Below are 23867 nucleotides of genomic sequence, written 5' to 3' on the forward strand. Positions count from 1 at the left end.
TTAACGGATGGCTTTATTTCGAAGAAACAAAAAAGCAGGCCGCAGCCTGCTTAGTCTTATGGTAACGAATTAGCGTTTCCGAAGTGCCGCTTTCATTTCCTTACGCTTATGATGCAACAACGGTTCGGTGTAACCACTTGGCTGCTCTTTACCCTTAAAGATAAGTTCACTGGCCGCCTGGAAGCCGATTGAATTAGCGGTATCCGGCGTCATTGGGATGTATTCCGGGTCATTGGCGTTTTGTTCATCAACCAGTTTGGCCATGCGCTCCAGAGAGGCCTTGACCATTTCCTCCGAGATAATGCCATGAGCCAGCCAGTTAGCTAGGTGCTGACTGGAAATACGCAGCGTTGCACGGTCTTCCATTAACCCTACATCATTAATATCCGGTACTTTTGAGCAACCAACGCCCTGGTGAACCCAGCGCACAACATAGCCCAGGATGCCTTGTACGTTATTGTCTACTTCGCGCTGTATTTGTTGTTCAGTCAGCGATGATGGATCTGCTAGTAACGGCAGGGTGATGATGTCATCAATACCATCGAAACGCTGGCTCGCCAGTTCTCTTTGCAGACCAAATACATCCACCTGATGATAGTGCAGGGCATGCAGTGTTGCTGCCGTAGGTGAAGGTACCCATGCCGTATTGGCGCCGGATTTAGGGTGACCAATTTTCGCTTCCATCATTTGCGCCATTTGATCCGGAATGGGCCACATACCTTTACCTATCTGAGCTTTGCCGGATAAGCCGCAGGCAAGGCCGGTACTCACGTTGGCTTTTTCGTAGGCCTGGATCCACTTCATGTTTTTGAGGCTGGCTTTGTCAGCAAATGGCCCTGCCAGCATCGAGGTATGGATCTCGTCACCTGTGCGGTCCAGGAAGCCCGTATTAATAAAGACGGTGCGCTGTTTTGCGGCTGCAATACAAGCTTTCAGGTTGACACTGGTGCGACGCTCTTCATCCATGATCCCCATTTTCAGGGTAAACGGCTCAAGGCCAATGACTTCCTCGATACGGCCAAACAACGCGTTGCTGAAAGCCACTTCGTCAGGTCCATGCATCTTAGGTTTTACAATGTAGATGCTGCCGGTACGAGTATTCTTGAAGGTACTGTTACCCAGCAAATCATGCTTGGCAATCAGGGAAGTGATAACCCCGTCCATAATGCCTTCTGGCACTTCCTCACCATCGAATAAAATGGCATCGTTAGTCATCAGATGACCAACGTTACGCACGAACATCAGGCTGCGTCCGGCGAGACTCAGGCCTGCGCCTGTTGGCGTCGTGTATTCACGATCCGGATTCATTTTACGCTCAAAGGTTTGACCGCCTTTTTGCATTTCGATGCTCAGCGTACCCTTCATCAGACCCAGCCAGTTGGAATACACCAGAGTTTTGTCCTCAGCATCCACTGCGGCCACCGAATCTTCACAATCCATAATGGTCGTGAGCGCAGCCTCAACCAGAATATCTTTAACGCCGGCGGGATCGGTTTTACCAATTGGATGCGAGTTGTCGATCTGAATTTCAAAATGCAGCCCGTTGTGGACAAATAACAGCGCAGAGGGGGCATCAGCATTGCCCTGATAACCCTGCCATTGATCATTATCGGCAAGGGTAGCAACATCGCCGTCAGCTAATTTTACTGCGATATTTTTGCCATCAATGGCGTAGCCTACCGCCTGCTGATGACTCCCCGTCGACAATGGCAGCATTGTATTAAGCCATTCCCGGGCGGTCTGAATCACCTTTTCACCACGAACCGGGTTGAAAGACCCGGTAATTTCGGCTCCGCCATCGGTACTGATAACATCAGTGCCATAAAGTGCATCATACAGGCTGCCCCAGCGGGCATTCGCAGCGTTAAGCGCGTAGCGGGCGTTGTTTATCGGGACCACTAGTTGTGGCCCGGCCATCGTGGCCATTTCAGCATCTACGTTGTCTGTTTCAATGGCAAAGTCTTCGGGTTCAGGTTGCAAGTAACCGATTTCCTGTAAAAACAGTTTATACTGCGCGCCGGTAGGCGAATTTCCAGCCTTATGATAATCATCAATTTTGGCCTGTAGTTCGTCACGCGTTGCCAACAACGCTTTGTTCTGACCGACAAATTCTGCCAGGATAGCTTCGAAACCCTGCCAGAAACCATTTTCCTCAACGCCGGAGCCAGGTAATGCTTGCTCATTAATAAACTTGTCTAAAATCGTCGCAACCTGCATACGGCCGCGTTGAATATAATCCTGCATAGAAGTCCCCTGTCTACGGTTAGTAACCCACAGTCTAGAGGGATGTGGACTAAATTTTTAGTTTATGGTTTTTATTGCTGTCATAATTAGTGTGAATGTTGGATGGGCAGAGTGCAGGCAGCTTACCGGCATTGCACCGGTAAGCAGGTGTAAAATAGTATTTACTGCATTTCCGCAGCCACATCACCGATTAGACGACGCAGCCAGATATGGCCTGCATCGTGGTGAAGCAGGGCACTCCAGGCCATTTTCAAAGCGATGGGCGGGATATCGAAAGGCGGCTCACGCAACACGATATCCGGATCATCTGTAAATATCTTGGCGGCTTTACTGGGGAGTGTCGCAATTAAGCTCTGGCGTTTGGCGATTTGCAAGGCCGCATGATAATGACGGGTAAATACCCGTATATCTCTCTGTTTACCCAATTTGGTCAACTCCGCGTCGACCCAGCCCAGCTTTTGCACTTCATTTGGGTCGATACCAACGCCTACACCAAAACCGGTTTTGCTCACCCAGATATGTTTTGCCTTAAGGTAGGTCTCTAAATCATAATGGCTGGCAAGCGGGTGCTTTTTGTTCATTACACAAGCGAAATTATCGTACCAGATGACTTTTTGGTGAAATGACAACGGTAATTCGTCAAAGCGGTTGATGGCCATATCTACTTTGCCCTGTTCCACATCATGAAACGTTACATCGCTGGGCGTAATTAAATCCAGGGTAATATTAGGGGCGCAGTCTGCCAGTCTGCCAAGCAGTTCCAGTAACAGCGTTGATTCTGCGTAATCACTGGTCATGATGCGAAAAGTGCGGCTGCTGGTGGCAGGATTAAAGTCGGTTTCCGGCTGAATTGAACTTTCCAGCTTACTGAGTACATCGCGGATAATGGGTTGTAATTCAAGTGCACGCTTGGTTGGCGTCATTCCATCACTGGTGCGAACCAACAGCGGGTCTTTAAATAAGTCACGCAGACGTTTCAGACCATTACTCATTGCCGGTTGGGTAATGCTAAGTTGATTTGCGGCGCGGGTAACACTGCCTTCTCGCAAAAGCACATCCAGATACACCAATAAATTCAAATCAACCTTTGCAATATTCATAACTATAATAGCCTGTATTAGTTTTATTAAACGCCGCTATTATACTCATAGTCTTAGTGGTTGTCAGATAGGCCTTTGGTCGTAATGCTTTATTGACTATTTAATGTTAATTGATTGATATTTATATATAATCTTTATTTTTTGAATTGCCAATGTGTTTTGTGAATGATTCAAAATAAATAATTTTGGTGAATAAAACCGATAAAACCACCAATATTTAAGCTCATTCGGTGATAAAAAAAGCCTCCCGAAGGAGGCTTAACATGAATCGACTTGTTTCAGTTGGGAATGAGTCGAATTAGTCGAACTGGTTCATCGTGTTATCTTTACCACTGGCTTTCAGTGCCTGTTCACCAGAGAAGTACTCTTTGTGAGTGTCACCTAAGTCAGAACCGGCCATCGCCTGGTGCTTAACGCACGCCAGACCCTGGCGGATTTCCTGACGCTGTACGCCTTTAACATAGGCCAGCATACCTTCGTCGCCAAAGTAACCTTTAGCCAGGTTGTCGGTAGACAGTGCAGCAGTGTGGTAAGTTGGCAGTGTGATCAGGTGGTGGAAGATACCAGCTTCGCGGGCACCATCAGCCTGGAAGCTCTGGATTTTCGCATCCGCTTCAGCGGCTAACTCAGTTTCGTCATATTCAACAGACATCAGATTAGCACGGTCGTAGGCTGAGACGTCTTTACCGGCTTCTGACCAAGCATCGAAGACTTGCTGACGGAAGTTCAGTGTCCAGTTAAATGACGGTGAGTTGTTGTAAACCAGTTTTGCATTTGGAACAACTTCACGGATTTGGTTTACCATATCACCAATCTGACCTACGTGAGGTTTTTCAGTTTCAATCCACAGCAGGTCAGCACCATTTTGCAGGCTGGTGATACAATCCAGTACACAGCGTGCTACACCAGTATCCGGCTTGAAGCGGAATAAACCGTTAGGCAGGCGCTCTGGCTTAACGAGTTCACCGTTTTGCTTCAGTACCAGATCGCCTTCGTTCAGGTCAGCGACTGAGTTAACCGGAGTCGTTTGTAAGAAAGCGTTGTACTGAGAAGCCAGATCACCTTCGCTGGTAGATACCGGGATCTTCTGAGTCAGGCCTGCACCTAATGAGTCAGTACGGGCAACGATAACACCGTCGTCTACACCCAGCTCAAGGAAGGCATAGCGAACTGCGTTGATTTTGGCCAGGAAATCTTCGTGAGGAACGGTTACTTTGCCGTCCTGGTGACCACACTGTTTGGCATCAGAGACCTGGTTTTCGATTTGGATACAGCAAGCACCCGCTTCAATCATTTTCTTAGCCAGCAGGTAGGTAGCTTCTTCGTTACCGAAGCCGGCATCGATATCAGCAATAATTGGCACTACGTGCGTTTCGTAGTTGTCGATTTGCGCCTGGATAGCCGCTACATCGCCACCGTTCGCTTTAGCAGCGTCTAACTGCTTGAATAAATCACCCAGTTCGCGAGCGTCAGCCTGACGCAGGAAGGTGTACAGTTCTTCGATTAATGATGCGACTGAGGTTTTTTCGTGCATAGATTGATCCGGCAGAGGGCCGAACTCAGAACGCAGTGCAGCAACCATCCAGCCAGACAAATAAAGGTAGCTCTTGCTGGTAGTGCCCTGGTGTTTCTTAACAGACAGCATCTTTTGCTGACCAACGAAACCGTGCCAGCAACCTAATGATTGCGTGTATTGAGTACAGTCTGCATCGTACTCGGCCATGTCCTGACGCATGATCTTAGCTGTGTATTTAGCAACATCTAAACCGGTTCTGAAGCGGTTTTGAACAACCATACGTGCAGCAAAATCTGGACTGATGGCATCCCAAGTACCGTTATATTGACTCTTAAGCGTGGCAACCTTATCGATTGCATTTTGGTATTCTGACATGACTGTCTCTCCTTCCCGAAAATAGAATGACTCTTTTGCTGATAACACCCTTGGGTTGTCATCGACTTCCATTCCATCCTAGAGCGATGAGCTCAATAACAGAAATATATAATCATCATTATCGCAATAACCTCAGTGAATGATCGGTGATTGAATTATGAACAGTGTGATTACTAAGGATTTTCCGCGCAAAGTGTGCAAAAAAAATCTATCATTAAGAAAAGATAGTCGTTAGGCCATTTATTATGAGTGAAATACTTTCGTCAGTTGATCAGCGAACTAAGCTGGTAGGTGAAAACCGCCTTGAGTTACTGTTGTTCAGGTTAGGGACCCGTCACACTTACGCGATCAACGTGTTTAAGGTAAAGGAAGTGATCACGGTGCCGAAGATGAATATGATGCCCGGCACCCATGGCAACCTGCGGGGTGTGACCATTTACCGGGGCTTGACAATTCCAGTCATTGACCTTCGTCAGTCAATAAAGATGCGAGCGCTTGATAACGACACCGCCGGCGCGGAGCGTAATGTGATCATTACTGAGTACAACCGGTCAGTGCAGGGGTTTTTAATTGGTGATGTGGTCAGTATCGTTAATACATCCTGGGAAGATATTCAGCCACCGCCTAAATCTATCGGTAAGACTAACTTTCTTACCGCCATCACTCAGATTGATATTCAGGGTAAACGAGAGTTAGTCGAGATTATCGATGTGGAAAAAGTGCTGGCTGAAATCATTGAATATGACGTCTCAATCTCCGAAGAAATCCTCGATCGTGAGGTTGTCGATCACCTGAAGGGGCGAAAAGTGCTGATCGTGGATGATTCTTCTACGGCCCGAAAACAAATTCGCGATACCCTTGAGCAACTCGGCTTGCAGATCCTTGAATGTCAGAATGGGGCAGAGGCGTTGGGGTTACTGAAGGAGTGGGCTGATATCGGCAAAACGGTCACCGACGAAATTCTGATGATGTTTACCGATGCCGAGATGCCGGAAATGGATGGTTATCGGTTAACCGCTGAAGTTCGTGCCGATCCGCGGATGGCGGATTTATTTATCGCACTTAATACGTCACTCAGCGGTAGCTTCAATCAGGCCATGGTTGAAAAAGTCGGTTGTAACCGCTTTATCTCTAAATTCCAACCAGACATGCTGGTGGACGTGGTTCAACAACGCATGCGGGAGTTATTATAAACGCCAAGCTGCTGCATGGGCATCCGGTAAGTATGTCGGTATACTCTGTGTTAGATTTAATTAACCTGTTGTTTTAACATCTTATCGGTTTTTCATGCAGATGTAAGATAGCAGCGATACACTGCGATGTATTAAGATTACAAAAAGGAACCTATCGTGCGACAGAAATTGCTTGTGGCAGTGGCCGCAACATTTGCGTTGTCGGCTTGTGTGAATACTGCCGATACCGCTTCTACTACTCAGAAACAAATCCCCTCGACGCCGAAAAATATCATTATGATTGTTTCAGACGGTATGGGGCCAGCCTATACCACTGCCTATCGCAATTTCCGTGACAACCCCGACACACCAGAAGTGGAAAGTGTTGTGTTGGACGATATTTTTGTGGGTAATGCCAGTACTTATCCTGATCATGTGTCTGGTTTTGTAACCGATTCGGCCGCCTCTGCTACAGCACTCGCATCTGGTGTTAAAAGCTATAATGGTGCCATTGGCGTTGATAAAAACAAAAAGCCGGTGACGTCTATTCTGCAACGAGCGAAGCAATTGGGTATGCGTACCGGGGTTGCTGTTACATCGCAAATTGTTCATGCCACACCAGCGGCCTATGTTGCGCATAATGAAAGTCGTCAAAATTATAATGCGCTGGCCGACAGCTTCTTCGATGATCGAATCAATGGTCAGTTTGTTGCTGATGTAATGCTGGGTGGCGGTACCCGGTATTTTGAGCGCGAAGATCGCAATGTCACCGCGGAATTTATTGATGCCGGCTATGCCTATGTTGATACCTACAACAAGCTGGCAACGCTGCCTGCTGGTGAAAATGTGCTGGGATTATTTGCTGAAGTAGGCCTGCCCTGGGCACTCGATGATCTGCGCAAGAATCGTCTGGCTTATCTCACTGAGCATGCGATCAAGCATTTGGAGAACGATAAGGGCTTCTTCCTGCTGGTGGAAGCCAGTCAGGTTGACTGGGCTGGTCACTCTAACGATATCGCTGCAGCGATGGCTGAGATGCACGACCTGAACCTCGCTCTGGAATACTTGGTTAGTTATGTGGAAGAACACCCAGATACACTGGTGGTCCTTACTGCTGATCACAGCACCGGTGGATTAACCATCGGTGCGCGCGGCGAATATCGCTGGGCACCTGAATGGCTGCAAAATCTTAAACAGTCTCCGGCAACTATCGCCCAAAATATAACCGAGGCGGATTCACCTGTCGCTTTTGTTAGCGATGCGTTGGGCTTTGACCTTAATGAACAAGAATCAGAGCAGGTAATAGAACTGGCAAAACAGGACGACCTCAAAGCGCGATTCGATGGCATTAAAGCTTTACTCGATATTCGCTCGAATACGGGCTGGACCACTACCGGTCATACGGGCGTGGATGTGGAAGTGTTTGCATTCGGAGCCGGTAGTCGTCAGTTTTACGGGCAGTACGACAATACCGATATCGCCAAAAAGCTGTTCGGTTTACTCCCAAAGAATGTACCAGTGATGCAAACGGATACTACACCAGCTTCTAAAGAAGAAAAAAGCCAGTGCGATTTTGAAACCGACTGGCGCTGTGAGTAATCATTAGCCTTCTCAGCGGCTAATCTTCGAGCCTTTATAAAATGACGAACAGGTTTCTGTTCGTCATTTATCTTTACCAGCACGTCCTGTGCGACATGTTATTAAGCTTTTTATGAGTATTTTTCAGTGCCGCCAGGCCCTGGTAAACAAAGAGGCACAGGTGCGAGTAATTTAGCTGCTGGATGAAGATTTTCTGAACTTGTTCTTAGACTCAAACTCGACATATCTGCCAGCTGTTGCAGAGACCAGCAGCGGCGTTCTTTTCGCTGAGCTGTTTAAGTTTATTCGCGTTAATTTGGGGCTGTTGGCTTGATTTTAAGCTAACAGGAGTTTGCCGTTTTCCTGACGTTATTTACCCGTAACGCCGACGTCTAACGAATCCCCTCATAAATTAAAGCAGATTCAATAATATAGACACGCATGGCGCGATTTGATCTAATTCATTTCGCCAAAAACCAAGTAGAACCACACACCATGCGTGATATCTCTATCTTACATGATTTGCTTAAGAATCAATGCCCTAATTTACATCAAAAACGGCTTTCCTCTCTGATGATTGCTGTGCAATCCTTGCTTGACGGGCAGCAGCTCTCACTGACTGAACTGGGCCGGAATATCTCCGGACCAGTTGCGGCTAAACACAATATTAAACGTATTGACCGTTTGCTGGGCAACCATGCGTTGTACCAGGAGCGGATGGATATTTACTGCTGGCATGCACGTTTGCTGTGTGGGGCAAACCCAATGCCGATAATTCTTATAGATTGGTCTGATGTAAGAGAACAAATGCGTCATCAAACCTTGCGTGCCTCAGTGAGTTTTGAGGGGCGCTCCGTCATACTCTATGAACGAGTATTTCCATTTTCCCAATATAACTCACCGGTCAGCCACAACCCCTTTCTACAAGAATTGGCTGCCATACTGCCAGAGCGCTGTTGCCCTCTGATAGTGACGGATGCCGGTTATCGCAACACCTGGTTCCGGGAAGTGGAGAAACTTGGTTGGTTCTGGCTTGGGCGTGTCCGTGGTGAAGTCGGCTTTCGTGAACATGGCCAATCTAAATGGCTCAGTAATAAGTCATTTTATCCCTCTGCTAACGCCAAAGCACGTTACCTGGGCTTCGGGGAATTAGGGCGCAAAAGGCCTATTGATGCCTATCTACATTTGTATAAAGCTAAATCCAAAGGTCGTAAAGACCAGCGTTCTTCGAAAGCTGGCCGTCATCACAATGCACAACAAAATTATCGTGATAGCAGCAAAGAGCCCTGGCTACTGGCAACCAATGTTCCTGCCGAATCGCTGACCTCAAAGAAGCTCGTCAACCTCTATGCTAAGCGAATGCAAATAGAAGAAAGTTTCCGCGATATCAAAAGTCCTCAGTACGGATTAGGGCTCCGTCATAGCAGAACACGCTGCCCTAAACGCTTCGATATGCTGTTGCTCATTGCTATGCTTGCCGAGTGGCTGTTACGGTTGATTGGCATCATTGCTCAAAAGCATCAATGGCAGCGGGCCTTCCAGGCCAATACTATCCGGTACCGGCCGGTTCTATCACTAATAAGATTGGGCCGGGAAGTTCGGAAACGGTGGCGGGACTACCCGGTTTCTATCTCTGAAATTCGCTGGGCCATAGCCCAATATATTCAGCGGGTTCACGTTACCGGGATGCCTGAATTATGAGGGGATCCCCCAGCGCCGACGTTACCAGTACGATACCAGATTTCAACTGACCATTTTTTCTTCGTCGTCAGACTAAATTCATTGATTATGATGTTTCAGAGGTCTGGTCGTGAAGCTGATATGCATCTTTGCTGCGCGGTCATAAATCATTCAGCTGTGATACTTCTGAGATTAAATTGTGAAATAAAGGCGCGAGCTGTTACTCGGGAGGATGTAGGAGTCGATGCAGTGACAGGCTAAATAACCTATTCCATTGACTATAGCGGAGACAAAGAAAATGAAAAAAGACGGTTTTCCATTAGTGGTTCCCGTTTTATTTGCTTTTATGGTCCCTGCAATGGCACCGATGCCACGTTTCGGGCTTGATTCAGTACGAAATACAGGTGCGACAGTTTGCCTTTATCAGGTGATTTGTCGCACCTTTGCCGCTTCACTACTGATTAATAAAGCTCTCGATATCTTGACCGGTAATTTTACCAATCTGACTGAACAGATACCACAGCGCAGCAATCAGTAATACCATGGAAGGGATGACAATTACCGGGTAGCTCAATGCCGTCATACGTCCCAACTCTTCGGTATAGGCCGTGGTACCGGGCTCGCTCACCAGAATCACTTTAGCCAGGATATAGTTAAGCGTAGAGGATAAGAAAAATGAACCGGCTACAATGTAAGAGCAGTGCTTGATTTTTTCCCTAAACAGCGGTTGTTTATTCTGCTGATCGAGCACTTCGTTTAATTTGGGCCAGTTAATGATCTGATCATTCAGAATAAGCATCTTCACCAACGGTTTTTCCGTTGCCTGGGTGACCAACACGGCTATGCCTATGAGGGCAGGGATGGCCGCCTCTTTAATGGCTATATATTCGGCCGGTAGTTGTAACAAACTGATCCCACCGGTGAGTAACACGCTGATAATCCCCAGTACAGAGAAACCATTTACCTTGCCGCTTTGCTTTAAATCCCACAAGCCATAGCCGAGCGGAAAACTCAGTGCGGCTACAATACTCCAGGCCGGGCCTAAGTACTCTTCGGAGCTGGCATAGCTCATCAGCACGACCGGGATGACAATATTAAATGCCAGATTAGGCAGAAACCCCTGATTCTGAGGAGTGGCGGTTGACTGAGTGCTGTCTGACATAAGGTAACTTCTTTACTTACAATAACAGGCTGCAAGCCTTGATATTAAGAGGATTTCGCCCACAGGTGAGCACTAAGTAAGCCCATAATGAAACCAAACAGGTGGTATTCAAAAGAAACAAATCGCTGTAAGGGCAGTACGCCAAATATCATACCGCCATATAGCACGGCTATCACTACCGAAATAATCAATAAATGTAATTTTTTGCTATAAAAGCCACCCAGGATGAGAAAGCCAAGGTATCCATAAACAATACCGCTGGCGCCAATATGCATAGCATTACGACCAAACAACCACACCAGCAGGCCTGCACCCAGCCAAATTAGCAGTGTGGATTTCAGAAAGGTCAGTTTGCCCCACTGCATACTCAGCCACATAAACAGTAATAAAGGCAAAAAGTTACTGGCAAAGTGTGTCAGGTTGGCGTGTAGAAAGGGGGCCAGGAAAATACCCGGTAGGTTAGCAGGATCACGCGGGCGGATACCGAATTGATTTAACCAGTTAGACAGTAATAAGTTAATAAACTCTGTGCCCAGTAAGCCGAGAGCCAATATGCCTAAAATTCTGAGTTGCTGGGATAAGGTAAACTGTCTCATAAAATAATGTGCGGCAAATAGCGCGATAAGTCCTGAGTAATAAGTGAATGGTCTTCCCGAATGGAAATGCCAGCCGGCAAGTCATCTACCAGCCAACTGCCAAGTAATACATATTGATCGCCATAGCGGGGCAGAGGGTGGTACTGTTGCAGGATAAATCCTTCTTCACCGTAAGGGCCATCCGATAGGGTGGTTGGTGTCTCATCGTCGTTGAGCAGCGAGATATTGGCTCCTTCACGGGAAAATAAGGGTTTTTTAATCCACTTTCCACCGGTGATCCGGCTTTTATCCTGCTCAAAAAAAGCCGGTAACAGATTGGGGTGATTAGGAAACTCCTGCCACAGCAGCGGCAGCAGTGCCTTATTGGATAGCACCGATTTCCACGGCGGCTCAAGCCAACCTACATCTGCCGCTCCCAGCGCATCGCCAAATTCTTCCCGGAGCATAAATTCCCACGGGTAAAGTTTGAAACAATGGGTAATGGCCTTGTCGTCTATATCGGTAAAATAACCCGTGTCGCTCAGGCCTATGTCTTCAACAAACAAAAAGGGGGCGTCTATGCCCGCTGCATTGGCACAATCCTGCAGGTATTGTACGGTGCCCCGATCCTCTACTGAGTCTTCACAACAACTAAAGTGAATGCGCTGATAATCGTATTGCTGCCTTAATTGCTCAAACCGATAAACGAGCTTTTCCTGTAAGGAGTTAAACTGGTCGGCGTGGCGGGCAATCTTGCCGGCATCCACCAGGTTCTCCAGCCATAGCCATTGCCAGAAACCGGTTTCGTACAGGGAAGTGGGGGTATCCGCATTGTTTTCTAACAGCTTGGCTGGGGATTTACCGTCGTAAACCAGATCCAGCCGCGAATAGAGAGAAGGCTGTTTTTCATGCCAGCTTGAGGCGATGAAATCCCAGTGTGGCTGTGGTATCTGGCACTGCGTGAGCAATGCCTCAGAGTGAACCACTTTATCCACCACGTGCAAACACATCTGGTGTAATTCAGCACTGGGATCTTCAATGTCCTGCTCAATTTGACGCAGGGTAAACTGATAGTAAGCACTTTCATCCCAGTAGGGCTCGCCATACATGGTATGAAAATGAAAACCATATTGAGCTGCTAACTGTTGCCAGTTTTGCCGTGGCTGACTGGCCATTCTGAACATGTTAGCCGCCCCAGCCCTTGGACTTACTGCCGGAACTGCCCCAACTGGATTTCGCTCGCACGCTGCTGCCAAAACCACCGCGTTTAATGGTGCGGTTTACGGTTGGTTTCTTCTCGAATACCGAGGAAGGCGCATTATAAGAGCGTTTTCGGATATCGCCATCAAACACATAGCCGTTTGAAGTTACCCAACGGGAGCGGAATGGCGAGTAAGGTGAGAACGAGGTATATAACGGTTGCGAATAGTAGGGCCGCGGTTGCAGCAACTGACTTACCATGTAACCGGCCATAAAGGGCATAAAAAAGCTGCCAGATGACGTTTGTACGTACTGACAGCGGTCATTACCAAATTCGTACTCACAGTCATTTTGTGAGTCGAACTTCGGTGCAGTGCGATTATGTTCCTCAAGCGCAGACTCGTAAGCTGCCAGGCACTGGCCGGTCGCTTCCGGGTTATCCTGCTGGCAATCTTCCGGCGATACGTAAATGTTTGACTGTTCGCGGCTGCCGCCACAGGCGGTTAGCATAATTCCGGCAACACCCACAGCCAACGGTTTTAAAGCAAAGGCTTTGCGCAGCTGATACAGATGAATACTTTTAGAACGTTTTTGTGAATGGCTCATCGCAAAACTCCTAATAAGTCATGCAAGCGGCATTCAGAATACCCACAGCAATCGACATAGCAGCAAGCATAACACCGGCAGAAATTTCATTGTTATTAATGCGCTCGGCAATTTTCGGCATAAAACTAAAGCGCAACAGGGCGAAGGCCAGGCTTTGGGCGATCACGGCAACGACGCCCCAAAGTGTAAAATCAATCAGTCCCAGTGAGTTTGATGCGGCGCTCGCCAGAGCCAGACTGAAGCCAATCATTGCGCCACCAAAGCCAATTGCCGCAGCAACGTTTTTTTCCTGTTTAACCAGTTTCCACTCATCGTGAGGCGTAACCATGGCGTACACCACCTTAAAAATGAACAGGTAAATAATAGAGATCGCAAAATACAGGGCGAAGTTTAAAAGTCCGGCCATTGACTGAGTAATAATTTCCATGCGTTTTCCTTATTGTTAGCCGTTAATGCGAATATCTGAAGGTTGAATGTCAAAACCGGTACTGATCACCAGGCAACGATCGGCGTTGGCGCCGACGATTTTCTCTTCTCCGGCGACCAGTAAAGACTCCGTTCGATCATTGTCAATTTCACGTTCGTAAAGCATCATAAACTGGTCGGTTTCACTGACATCACCGTCTTCTTCCCAGGTTTTCTCTGTAACGGCAACGGGGGGGGATTCGTCACCCACTGCATCCCAGACACGATTAAACCGGTGGCCTTCCAGCTCATAGGTGGGTCGAGAAATATCCTGATTCAGACATTGTTGCCATTGAGACTGGTTGCCGATAGTGGTTGTGGAGTAGAAATACCAGAGCTTTACATCAGTAATGTGATTTTCGCTCATGCCGCCGTCGAGCACTACCTGCAGGAAGGCGTCATCGTCGGTGTAAAAACGCAACAGTGTGCCACCGCTGTCCAGCTCTGCCTGGCCTACAGCCTGTATCAGGTGTTGGCTGGCCGCCCCCTCAATACACAGCTGTGGCGTAAGCAGTTTTAGTTTAAGTGCATCAAGCTCGAAGGAGCCGCCTAAGTATAGGCCCATCACCTCCGGAGCGGCAGGCTTTTTGGGCGAATCAGATGTAAACCATTTTTTAAACATATCACTGCTCCGTGAGTGCATTCCAGTTGATATCGGTAATGCGTGCTTTGGCGATATAATAAAGTTTATCCTGCGGTGAAATGACCGTGTCAAGTGCTGGGTTGAGCGTGACTGCTTGGCCGCGTTCAGCGCCGGCACAACCAATTAACGTAGCATCATACTGGCGTTTAAACGCCATAAATAATGTTTGATAGCTCACCGGCTCAACCGAATGGGGAATGATCAGGGAAAATTGCGCCTGACCATCGTCATCAACGCTTAACAAATCGTGGTGCAGGGCGCTGGAGCCAGGATCGAAAGCGGCTTTAGCGAGCATTTCAACGGCAACACTGGGCGTGCACTCAACCTGTGGGCAATGCATCTGTAGTAGCCGGACCAGGCTTTCATCGTCAAAATAAGCAACCTGATGGGCTGACGGATTTTTTTGGGCGCAATAAAGCGCGGTGGTCATGGTTAAATCGTCTTCCGGATTATCAATAAGAATGGTGGCCGCGGCGCTGATACAGGCTTTGTCCATGTCTTCATCTTTATTAAACGATTCAACCCTGATGAATTCTATCTTTCCGGGCATGGGATTGGTAATGTCAGCTCTGACACAGAGCACGATATCAGGCTTTTCAGTTAAGGACTGACGTTCCTGCAGGAGTAATTTGAGTAGTAATAACGTGCGTTGCTCATTCCAGCCAATGACCAGAATATGGTTGCTAACATCGAGACTGGATAACCCCATAATACCTTTTCTCCATTGATTTCCCACAAAAGCGGCAACCCTACCCACAATCATCGCAAAGATACTTAAACCAAGCGGGATGACATACAAGGCAACAATTAGCTTGCCCGCGGGGGTTTGCGGTGATAAATCACCATAGCCAACCGTTGAACCGGTGACTGCCAGCCAATAGATGAAGTCAACACTTTCGGTCAGTGCCTGTTCGTCAAATGCATAAAGCAATAACCAGGACGACAGTGCGTAAAACAGCGTCGCCAGAACGATGGTGTACCATCGCGATTCGGCAAAATAGTTAAGCATTACACGTCGGATTTTTATCCACATATTGGCGTCACTGACTATCCTTAGTTGTTGAGTTGCCTGCCATCTTCGCAAAAAAATAGCGGTTAGTCCAAGTGCCTGCAAAGAGCAAGACTGAGACTTAACCGCTTGATTTTATTTATTTGCCTAAAATTCGCGCCAGCTCATCATCGGCAGAGCTTTGGCCGCCTTTAATGCCTGCCGCTGCCAGGCGTTTTTCCAACTCATCAGATGATTCAGATGACGCCAGTTCTTCAGCCGCTTCCAACTCCGCGGTGCGCATTTTTTGTTTTTCCTGAATACGCGATAATGACTCAGTGGCTGTCTTCATTTTGCTGTTTGCGCCCATGTGACGCGAAGAAACTGCTACCTGAGCCTTCTGCACGCTTTCAGTCGCTTTCACCATGTCAACCTGTTGTTCCAGGCGACGCAGGTTCGCTTTTGCCTGCTGAATATTTTTAGCTAACTGTTTTTCTGATGCATTGAACTGGTCGAGGTATTGCTGCTCCTGATCGCGTTCCGCTTTCAGTTCGCTAACCTTTTGCGCGCAATCAAGCGCCAGTTCACGGTCGGTGTCGATAGCTTTACGAGCATGAGCTTCATACTCCGCGATCGACTGGTTAAATCCATCGACCTTTTGCTGTGACAATTTACATTTAGCCAGAATTTGTGTGCGGGCATGATCAGACTTGCGCAACTCTTCCTTTGCTTCCCGAATTTCCTGTTCAAGAATTCTGATTGCCTGACTATCTACTACTGACTGGGCCGCTTCGTTGGCTCCACCTTTCACTGCTGTGATCAGTTTTTTCCAAACAGACATAAATTTCTCCTTAAATTACTTCAAATGTGACTCATAAGCGTCAAGGAAGGCGGCCACGTTCTGGAATAACGTGGTCACTTCAATTTGAATACTTTCTGCTTTTGACTGCGCGCTTAACGCACCAAATGCGGTGTAGTATTCCTCTCCATTAACGTTGGAAATGGCCACCGTTGTGAGTGGGAAAAGCATGTGAGTTGACAGAATATCGTGGTCAAGAGCGGCTTTGTCGGCAACCTGCGATGCATTAAACAGTAAACTCTCAACAATGATTTGTTCACCGCTGATTGCCAGCCAGGCATCCAGCCCGTCCTGATTTGCAATCAGTAAACATTCTTTTTCACGGGTGACGACCAGGTCATCCATGTCTTTAAAAAGGGTCTCAAGTTGTTCAAGATCCCATTCCATACTATATCTCCTTACCGAATCAGCTAAATGCCGTTAACTCTAGTCAGATTTACTACACTGTTGCAACGACTTTACGCTAATTAGTGCAACAAAGTGTGACTAAACCGATAGTCTGTGGTGTTCTCATTGCCCGTTCTGAGCGACTTTGTGTTAGTTAATCTTTCAGAACGAGGAAAAGTGTAGACAATTACGGTGGTAGTAGTCAATAATAATTATGTCTATATGTGTAAAAAAGTGTGTCAATGTAAATTATAATTCACAAAAGGGGTTATTTTGAAAGGTCAGAATCAATGGCGTATGGTGGTACAGCGGATTATTCGCTCGGAGATGTCGCTGCGTGGCGTTAAATATCAGGGGTTGAGTGACAAACTGGCAGAAATTGGGGTTTCGCAAACTGCTGATAATCTGCGCAATAAAGTAAATAAAGGGATTTTAGGAGCTGATCTACTGCTGCAAATACTTTATGTATTAAAGGCCAGACCACTGTCAACGGAAATGATGGCAGAAATTATGGCCGCCGGTGAAAACGAATAATCGCTTGAAAAATCGATGAAATTCTTGATGGATGGCAGATAAACAAAACCCAGCCAAAGTGACTGGGTCGAATAAGGAAGATGGGAGAACATCATCGCTTTGGTTAAATAATAGTCTTATTGCGTAAGAATAAAAGAAAAACTGTGTATCGGATGGCATTCATTGGTATAGATACTTATACCTAAAGTTGGTGAGAAAATTGCTAGAGATTTGCAAAAAGTTGCCGGATAATTTCTTTAGCGTCTGCAAGCCGGGTTGATATGTGATGTTTAAGTCGCGCCGCACAGGCCTCAAGTCCCCGTCCCAAACAGTTTGACTTGCTGCCGTGGGCAGTGAAATTGTGCCGATGGCACGGCCTTTTTCGAGGGAATGTGTTACACTCCCGCCAATTTTTGAAAGAAACCCTTTGATATCGCCGGAACGCTCGAACATGTTGGTAGTTCTTGCGATTTAAGAGCGATTTGATACGACATTTGAGCTGCATGAAATTATCAGATTTTAGTTTTACTTTGCCTGAACACTTAATTGCTAAACATCCTACCGCTGAACGCACCGCCAGTCGTCTGTTGCACCTCAATGGTAAGACGGGCGTGGTTGACCATAAACAGTTCCGGGACATGCTTGAACTGATCGAACCAGGGGACCTGCTGGTATTTAATAATACCCGAGTTATTCCTGCGCGCCTGTTGGGTCACAAAGCCTCGGGTGGTAAAGTGGAAGTACTGGTTGAGCGCATTGTGGATGAGCATAACGCTCTGGCTCACGTCCGGGCCAGCAAAGCGCCTAAGTCCGGCACGAAATTAGTGCTGGAAGGGTCGGTTGAAGTTACCGTTACAGGCAGGCAGGAGGCATTGTTTGAGCTTTGTTTTGATGGGGAAAACACGGTCCTTGAACAGCTCGAAGCCCATGGTCATATGCCGTTACCGCCTTACATTGACAGAGCCGATGAAGACAGTGACAAAGAACGCTACCAAACGGTTTATAACCAGGCGCCCGGAGCGGTAGCAGCACCTACCGCAGGACTGCATTTTGATGAGGCCATTTTAACCGCGCTGGCAGAAAAACAGGTAAATCTGGCTTACGTTACCCTACACGTAGGGGCTGGCACTTTTCAGCCGGTTCGGGTCGACAATGTACTTGAACACAAGATGCACAGTGAATATGCCATTGTGCCGCAAGATGTGGTAGACGCCGTCAGAGCAACTAAAGCCGCAGGTAAGCGTGTTATCGCGGTAGGAACCACCTCAGTGCGTTCACTGGAGTCTGCGGCGTTGGATGCCGATACCACCGCACTGATTGAGCCGTTCCTGGCTGACACGAATATCTTTATCTATCCCGGTTTCGAATTTAAGGTGGTGGACGCCATGTTCACTAACTTTCATCTGCCCGAGTCCACGCTGATTATGCTGATTAGTGCTTTTGCCGGGCGCGACAATGTGCTTAAGGCTTATGCCGAAGCTATTGAACAGGAATACCGTTTTTACAGCTATGGCGACAGCATGTTTATTGAAAAAGGCATTAACACATGATCTCTGATGTATTGCTGGTATAATCCGCCCTCAATTGAGTATCGACAAAGGGGACGTGCGAATGGTCCTCTTGATCAGACAGGACATTAACTCTCATGCAATTTGAACTGCTCCATACCGACGGTCGCGCCAGACGAGGAAAACTGGTGTTTGAACGCGGCGAAGTGGAAACGCCGGCGTTTATGCCGGTAGGTACCTACGGTACTGTTAAAGGAATGACCCCCGAAGAACTGGCCGACAGCGGAGCCCACATTTGTCTTGGAAACACTTTCCATCTGATGCTGCGCCCAGGCACCGGGATCATCAAAGAACACGGTGATCTGCATGATTTTATGCACTGGCAAAAACCTATCCTGACTGATTCAGGTGGTTTTCAGGTCTTCAGTCTCGGTGATCTGCGTAAAATTACCGAAGAGGGGGTGACTTTCCGCTCGCCAATCAATGGCGAAAAGATTTTACTGACGCCGGAAAAATCGATGGAAGTGCAGCGTGATCTGGGCTCGGATATCGTGATGATTTTCGATGAGTGCACGCCGTACCCGGCCTCGCAGCAGGAAGCTCGTATTTCTATGGAATTGTCGCTGCGCTGGGCGCGACGCAGTAAAGACGCCCATGGCGATAATCCCTCCGCCCTGTTTGGTATTATTCAGGGGGGTATGTACGAAGACCTGCGGGATATTTCTTTAGCTGGCCTTGAAGATATTGGCTTCGACGGTTACGCCATTGGCGGGTTGTCGGTGGGTGAGCCCAAAGCAGACATGATCCGCATCATCGAGCACACGGCACCGAAAATTCCTGAGCACAAGCCCCGCTACCTGATGGGCGTTGGGAAACCAGAAGATATTGTGGAAGCGGTCCGTCGCGGAATTGACATGTTCGATTGTGTGATGCCAACCCGAAACGCTCGTAACGGTCATTTGTTTGTCACGGAAGGTGTGATAAAAATCCGCAACGCCAAACATAAGCATGATACGGGTCCGTTGGACGAAAATTGTGATTGCTACACTTGCAAAAACTATTCTCGGTCATATTTACATCATCTCGACAAATGCAATGAGATACTTGGCGCCAGACTCAATACCATCCATAACCTGCGTTATTATCAACGGGTTATGCAGGGATTGCGGGACGCGATTGCGAGCAATACTCTGGACGAATTTGTCAGCGAATTTTACGCACAGAAAAACATGCCGGTACCGGCTTTATAACAATTTATAACGGGGAACATTATGAGTTTATTTATTTCCGAAGCACATGCACAAACAGCTGGTGGCGGTGGCCAGGGCGGCGGTTTAGAAATGCTGATCATGCTGGGCGTGTTTGGCCTGATTTTCTATTTCCTGCTGTATCGTCCACAGGCTAAACGGGTTAAAGAACATAAGGCACTGGTCTCATCACTGACCAAAGGTGACGAAATTCTGACTCAGGGCGGCATGGTCGGTAAAGTGACCAAAGTGTCTGATGAAAAGGATTTTATTGAAGTGGCGCTGAACGAACAGACCAATATCGTGGTACAAAAATCTGCCGTGAGTGCCGTGCTGCCAAAAGGCACAATGAAGTCTATCTAAGTAACCAGCTGAAACGGGCCCGGTGAACACTGCAGCCCGTCGTAGGAAATTTTTGTGTTAAACCAAAACTCATTTTTTAAGGTGCTGGTCGTACTGTTTATGGTACTGATGTGCGGCCTGTATGCGTTACCAAATTTATACGGCGAAGATAATGCTGTGCAAATTTCCGGTTCGCGCAACGCCACCGTCACTGCAGCACTCGAATCTCGAATCACAACAGCGCTGGCGGAACAAAACATACCTATTAAATCGGTAGAGTTTGAAAACGAGCAACTGCTGATTCGTCTGCCGGATTCAGACAGCCAGTTAAAAGCGCGGGATTTTCTGGATCGCGAACTCGGCACTGATTATGTGGTTGCCATGAACCTTGCCCCTGATACCCCTGAGTGGCTGGAAGGGCTTGGCGGCACCCCGATGAAACTGGGCCTGGATTTACGTGGTGGTGTGCATTTTCTGATGGAAGTGGACATGAATGAAGCCATCAGTAAGTCACTGGAAGATGCCGAAAGCGATTTTCGTACTGCACTGCGTGAAGAAAAACTGCGTTATCGGTCGGTAAATGTGCGCGATGGATTTATTGATATTCAGTTCCGCGATGAAGAAACACTCGATAAAGCCGAGTTTTTCCTTGAAAACCGTAATCGTGACCTGACCTACCAGGAAATGGACGATTTGGTTCTGCGGGCCCGCTTCTCTGAGCAGAAGCTCGCTGAGATTAGAGACTACGCGGTTAAGCAGAATATTACCATCATCCGCAACCGGGTAAATCAACTGGGTGTTGCAGAACCTGTGGTACAAAAACAAGGCGCAGAGCGCATTGTAGTGCAGCTGCCAGGTATTCAGGATACCGCTCAGGCGAAAGAAATTCTAAATGCCACGGCGACGTTGGAATTCAGAATGGTGGATCAGGACAACGACGTGCGTGATGCCATCGCAGGGCGTGTGCCTGCTGGCTCACAACTGCTGTATGAAGGTGAACGTCCGGTGCTGCTGGACAAGCGTGTGGTGGTTACCGGTAACCACATTATTGATGCCAACAGCGGTGTGGATGAATACGGCTTGCCGCAGGTCAGTATCTCTCTTGACAGTGAAGGCGGTAATAAAATGTCGCGTAATACCCGCGAGAACGTGGGGAAACCGATGGCCACCGTGTTCATTGAATATAAGGCAACGGGTGAGCGTGATGCCAACGATAAGCTGATTTTTGAACGTCACGAAGAAGTCATTAACGTGGCTACCATTCGTGGTCAGTTTGCCAGTAACTTCCAGATCACCGGCCTTGATTCACCCAAAGAAGCCCGCGACCTGAGTCTGTTGCTGCGCGCTGGTGCGTTGATTGCGCCTATTCAGATTGTTGAAGAGCGCACTGTTGGCCCAAGCCTGGGTCAGGAAAATATCGATTTAGGGATGCAGGCGATTATCTGGGGCCTGGCATTGGTCATGGTCTTTATGCTGGTGTATTACAAAGCCTTCGGCGTAGTGGCGGATATCGCGCTGGCGCTAAACCTGGTGATGATTGTGGGCATTATGTCGATGATCCCCGGTGCAACGCTTACTTTACCGGGCATGGCGGGTATTGTTTTGACAGTTGGTATGGCGGTGGATGCCAACGTACTCATCTTTGAGCGTATACGCGAAGAAATTCGCGATGGTCGAAGTCCGCAACAGGCAATTCACCAGGGATACGATAGTGCTTTCTCTACCATTCTTGATGCGAATATTACCACCTTCATTGCCGGCCTGATTTTGTTTGCTGTGGGCTCGGGCCCGATTAAAGGCTTCTCTATCACCCTGATGATTGGTATTGCTACCTCGATGTTTACTGCCATTCTGGTTACCCGGGTGATCGTAAACACCGTTTGGGGTGGTCGCCGTGTTAGCAAACTGGCGATATAGGAGCGTCTGACATGCAATTATTAAAACTAGCTGAAACCGTTAACTTTATGAAATTGCGGATGCCCGCAATGGTGTTATCAACGGCATTGATTTTCGCTTCTATTTTCTCGCTGTTCACTAACAGTTTGAACTGGGGGCTGGACTTCACCGGCGGAACCCTGATTGAAGTGGGGTATGAGCAGGCGGCCGATCTTAGCGAAATTCGCACGTCACTGGCAGCTAACGATTTTCCCGATGCGGTGGTACAAAATTTCGGTAGCAGTACTGATGTGCTGATCCGCATTGCGCCGCGTGAAGGGGTTAAAGCTGTAACCATTGGCGACCAGGTTATCGCAATTCTGGAGCAGGCAGATAGTAGCGTGGAAAAGCGTCGTATCGAGTTTGTTGGCCCTAACGTAGGGGAAGAACTGACAGAGCAGGGCGGTCTGGCCATGCTGGTGGCACTTATCTGTATTCTTATTTACGTGGCGGCACGATTTGAATGGCGTTTTGCTTTGGGGTCAGTATCAGCTCTGGTACACGACGTCTTGCTCACACTGGGTTTGTTCTCATTTTTGCAACTGGAATTTGACCTGACGGTACTGGCAGCTGTACTGGCGGTTATTGGTTACTCTCTTAACGATACCATCGTGGTATCGGATCGGATCCGCGAGAACTTTCGCAAGATCCGTAAAGGAGAGCCAGTGGAAATTATTAATATTTCACTGACCCAGACCCTCAACCGAACCATCATCACCTCATTAACCACTGTGCTGGTATTGCTGGCGTTGTTCTTTAAGGGGGGGGCACTTATCCATGGCTTTGCCACCGCATTGTTATTTGGTGTGATAGTGGGGACGTATTCTTCCATTTATATTGCCAGTTCCGTGGCGTTGGCACTGGGGATCAGTAAAGAAGATCTTATGCCGCCGCAGGTTGAAAAAGAAGGCGAAGATTTGGACGCAATGCCATAGGTTGTTTACAATCAATTTATGACTAAGTGAAAGCCGCGGTTAATAACCGCGGCTTTTTTGATGGCCCATAAGCGGTTTACAGCACTTTCATTTCTGCGCTAGCGGACTTCAATACTGCCAGTGAGTTTTGCCAGCATTTTAACGCCGATACCTTTCACCTTAGTGAGATCATCTACAGAATTAAATGGGCCTTCAGATTCCCGATAGTTAATAATGGCTGACGCCTTACTTTTACCAATCCCGGGTAATGCCATCAGTTGCTCCAGTGAGGCCGTGTTCAGGTTAAGTAAAGACTCCGTCGTTGCCACCTGAGTAACTTCATCGGTCATTTTCAACGACTCCGCAGTAGCGTTGTTAAAGCCAGTTAACAACGCCAGCATAATCATACAAATTTTCATAATGGATAGATTCATGTGTAGCTCCTAAAGGTTGTGAGTGATGATAATCATCCCTTTTACTTTACTCACCACACAGCAAGAGCGGCAGTACAGAAAATGGCCAGTTTTTCTTATCTGGGCAGATCTGCAGGTTGATAAGAGACGAAAAATACGACCCTGCGGATAAATTTACAGTTTTACTCACGATGTAAATCGGTGTAATGCCGAATCTTTTAACTCGAACTCCGGTTAACCAGCGATGTAAATGTTGTTACGCTGAAACATAAGGTGTTTCAATTAATAAAAACAGTATTTGGTGTGATTTCTACGAAGGCGGTAATTAGATACGTCAGAAAAAGACGGAAAACATCTGAGTCATGCATCACAGGTTATCCGTCGCTACATTCCTGATCTTCAGTTAGTAAACATCCAGGAAATCATCAATGCCCACTCAGCTGAC

General features: G+C 47.6%; 23 protein-coding genes. 9 read left to right on the forward strand and 14 right to left on the reverse strand.

Features of this window, described 5'->3' with window-relative positions:
• Positions 1-69: 69 nt before the first annotated feature.
• The 3 genes from AC2T0J_RS14200 to AC2T0J_RS14210 form a co-directional block, all read right to left on the reverse strand.
• The gene (locus AC2T0J_RS14200; protein WP_489806450.1) at positions 70-2244 is read right to left on the reverse strand and encodes a malate synthase G; all 2175 of its coding nucleotides are present in this window, start codon (positions 2242-2244) and stop codon (positions 70-72) included.
• Between the two features lie 161 nt (positions 2245-2405).
• Positions 2406-3344: a LysR family transcriptional regulator gene (locus AC2T0J_RS14205; protein ID WP_489806451.1), complete on the reverse strand. Its 939-nt coding sequence runs from the start codon at positions 3342-3344 to the stop codon at positions 2406-2408.
• A gap of 298 nt (positions 3345-3642) precedes the next feature.
• Positions 3643-5235, reverse strand: a complete 1593-nt coding sequence (locus AC2T0J_RS14210) for an isocitrate lyase (protein ID WP_489806452.1) — start codon at positions 5233-5235, stop codon at positions 3643-3645.
• Between the two features lie 245 nt (positions 5236-5480).
• Between AC2T0J_RS14210 and AC2T0J_RS14215 the strand changes: the two genes are divergently transcribed.
• From AC2T0J_RS14215 to AC2T0J_RS14225, 3 genes are all read left to right on the forward strand, one after another.
• Entirely contained in the window at positions 5481-6428 is a 948-nt protein-coding gene (locus AC2T0J_RS14215; RefSeq protein ID WP_489806453.1) for a chemotaxis protein CheV, read from the forward strand.
• Between the two features lie 156 nt (positions 6429-6584).
• Positions 6585-8006: an alkaline phosphatase gene (locus AC2T0J_RS14220; RefSeq protein ID WP_489806454.1), complete on the forward strand. Its 1422-nt coding sequence runs from the start codon at positions 6585-6587 to the stop codon at positions 8004-8006.
• Between the two features lie 474 nt (positions 8007-8480).
• The gene (locus AC2T0J_RS14225) at positions 8481-9686 is read left to right on the forward strand and encodes an IS4 family transposase (RefSeq protein WP_489810324.1); all 1206 of its coding nucleotides are present in this window, start codon (positions 8481-8483) and stop codon (positions 9684-9686) included.
• A 433-nt stretch (positions 9687-10119) separates the two neighbouring features.
• On the opposite strand, the gene AC2T0J_RS14230 is transcribed toward AC2T0J_RS14225, so the two are convergent.
• The 9 genes from AC2T0J_RS14230 to AC2T0J_RS14270 all read right to left on the reverse strand — a co-directional run bounded on the left by AC2T0J_RS14230 (position 10120) and on the right by AC2T0J_RS14270 (position 16550).
• Positions 10120-10827 carry a VC0807 family protein gene (locus tag AC2T0J_RS14230; protein ID WP_489806455.1) on the reverse strand — a complete coding sequence of 236 codons (708 nt, stop codon included), beginning with the start codon at positions 10825-10827 and terminating at the stop codon, positions 10120-10122.
• A gap of 44 nt (positions 10828-10871) precedes the next feature.
• Positions 10872-11423, reverse strand: coding sequence for a rhomboid family intramembrane serine protease (locus AC2T0J_RS14235; RefSeq protein WP_489806456.1), 552 nt, complete (start codon positions 11421-11423; stop codon positions 10872-10874).
• Positions 11420-12586: a glutathionylspermidine synthase family protein gene (locus tag AC2T0J_RS14240; RefSeq protein ID WP_489806457.1), complete on the reverse strand. Its 1167-nt coding sequence runs from the start codon at positions 12584-12586 to the stop codon at positions 11420-11422. Before AC2T0J_RS14240 ends, AC2T0J_RS14235 begins: the two co-directional genes overlap by 4 nt.
• 1 nt (position 12587) lies before the next feature.
• Entirely contained in the window at positions 12588-13208 is a 621-nt protein-coding gene (locus tag AC2T0J_RS14245) for a DUF1190 domain-containing protein (protein WP_489806458.1), read from the reverse strand.
• A gap of 10 nt (positions 13209-13218) precedes the next feature.
• Positions 13219-13635 (reverse strand): DUF350 domain-containing protein, encoded by a 417-nt coding sequence (locus tag AC2T0J_RS14250; protein ID WP_489806459.1) that lies wholly within the window; start codon positions 13633-13635, stop codon positions 13219-13221.
• 15 nt (positions 13636-13650) lie between these two features.
• Complete coding sequence (locus AC2T0J_RS14255) at positions 13651-14295, reverse strand: YjfK family protein (protein WP_489806460.1); 645 nt, start codon at positions 14293-14295, stop codon at positions 13651-13653.
• Position 14296: 1 nt separating this feature from the next.
• Positions 14297-15349 (reverse strand): potassium channel family protein, encoded by a 1053-nt coding sequence (locus tag AC2T0J_RS14260; protein WP_489806461.1) that lies wholly within the window; start codon positions 15347-15349, stop codon positions 14297-14299.
• Positions 15350-15464: 115 nt separating this feature from the next.
• Positions 15465-16145: a PspA/IM30 family protein gene (locus AC2T0J_RS14265; protein WP_489806462.1), complete on the reverse strand. Its 681-nt coding sequence runs from the start codon at positions 16143-16145 to the stop codon at positions 15465-15467.
• A 15-nt stretch (positions 16146-16160) separates the two neighbouring features.
• A complete protein-coding gene (locus AC2T0J_RS14270; protein ID WP_489806463.1) occupies positions 16161-16550 on the reverse strand; it encodes a DUF2170 family protein in 390 nt (129 codons plus the stop codon).
• Positions 16551-16847: 297 nt separating this feature from the next.
• Here AC2T0J_RS14270 and AC2T0J_RS14275 point away from each other — a divergent pair, with 297 nt between their 5' ends.
• Complete coding sequence (locus tag AC2T0J_RS14275) at positions 16848-17084, forward strand: DUF6471 domain-containing protein (protein ID WP_489810344.1); 237 nt, start codon at positions 16848-16850, stop codon at positions 17082-17084.
• A gap of 159 nt (positions 17085-17243) precedes the next feature.
• Here the strand turns inward: AC2T0J_RS14275 and AC2T0J_RS14280 are convergent, their stop codons facing one another.
• The gene (locus AC2T0J_RS14280) at positions 17244-17516 is read right to left on the reverse strand and encodes a hypothetical protein (protein WP_489806464.1); all 273 of its coding nucleotides are present in this window, start codon (positions 17514-17516) and stop codon (positions 17244-17246) included.
• A gap of 50 nt (positions 17517-17566) precedes the next feature.
• Between AC2T0J_RS14280 and queA the strand changes: the two genes are divergently transcribed.
• The 5 genes from queA to secF all read left to right on the forward strand — a co-directional run bounded on the left by queA (position 17567) and on the right by secF (position 23030).
• Entirely contained in the window at positions 17567-18613 is a 1047-nt protein-coding gene (queA, locus tag AC2T0J_RS14285; protein WP_489806465.1) for a tRNA preQ1(34) S-adenosylmethionine ribosyltransferase-isomerase QueA, read from the forward strand.
• A 95-nt stretch (positions 18614-18708) separates the two neighbouring features.
• On the forward strand, positions 18709-19821 hold the full coding sequence (gene tgt, locus AC2T0J_RS14290; protein WP_489806466.1) for a tRNA guanosine(34) transglycosylase Tgt: 1113 nt from the start codon (positions 18709-18711) through the stop codon (positions 19819-19821).
• A gap of 21 nt (positions 19822-19842) precedes the next feature.
• Positions 19843-20181: a preprotein translocase subunit YajC gene (yajC, locus tag AC2T0J_RS14295; RefSeq protein WP_489806467.1), complete on the forward strand. Its 339-nt coding sequence runs from the start codon at positions 19843-19845 to the stop codon at positions 20179-20181.
• Between the two features lie 54 nt (positions 20182-20235).
• Positions 20236-22077: a protein translocase subunit SecD gene (secD, locus tag AC2T0J_RS14300; RefSeq protein ID WP_489806468.1), complete on the forward strand. Its 1842-nt coding sequence runs from the start codon at positions 20236-20238 to the stop codon at positions 22075-22077.
• Between the two features lie 11 nt (positions 22078-22088).
• Positions 22089-23030, forward strand: coding sequence for a protein translocase subunit SecF (gene secF, locus AC2T0J_RS14305; protein ID WP_489806469.1), 942 nt, complete (start codon positions 22089-22091; stop codon positions 23028-23030).
• Between the two features lie 98 nt (positions 23031-23128).
• Here secF and AC2T0J_RS14310 read toward each other — a convergent pair whose 3' ends face one another.
• On the reverse strand, positions 23129-23443 hold the full coding sequence (locus AC2T0J_RS14310) for a ComEA family DNA-binding protein (protein ID WP_489806470.1): 315 nt from the start codon (positions 23441-23443) through the stop codon (positions 23129-23131).
• Positions 23444-23867 lie beyond the last annotated feature (424 nt).

This window comes from Alteromonas sp. ISO5 (assembly GCF_058105165.1).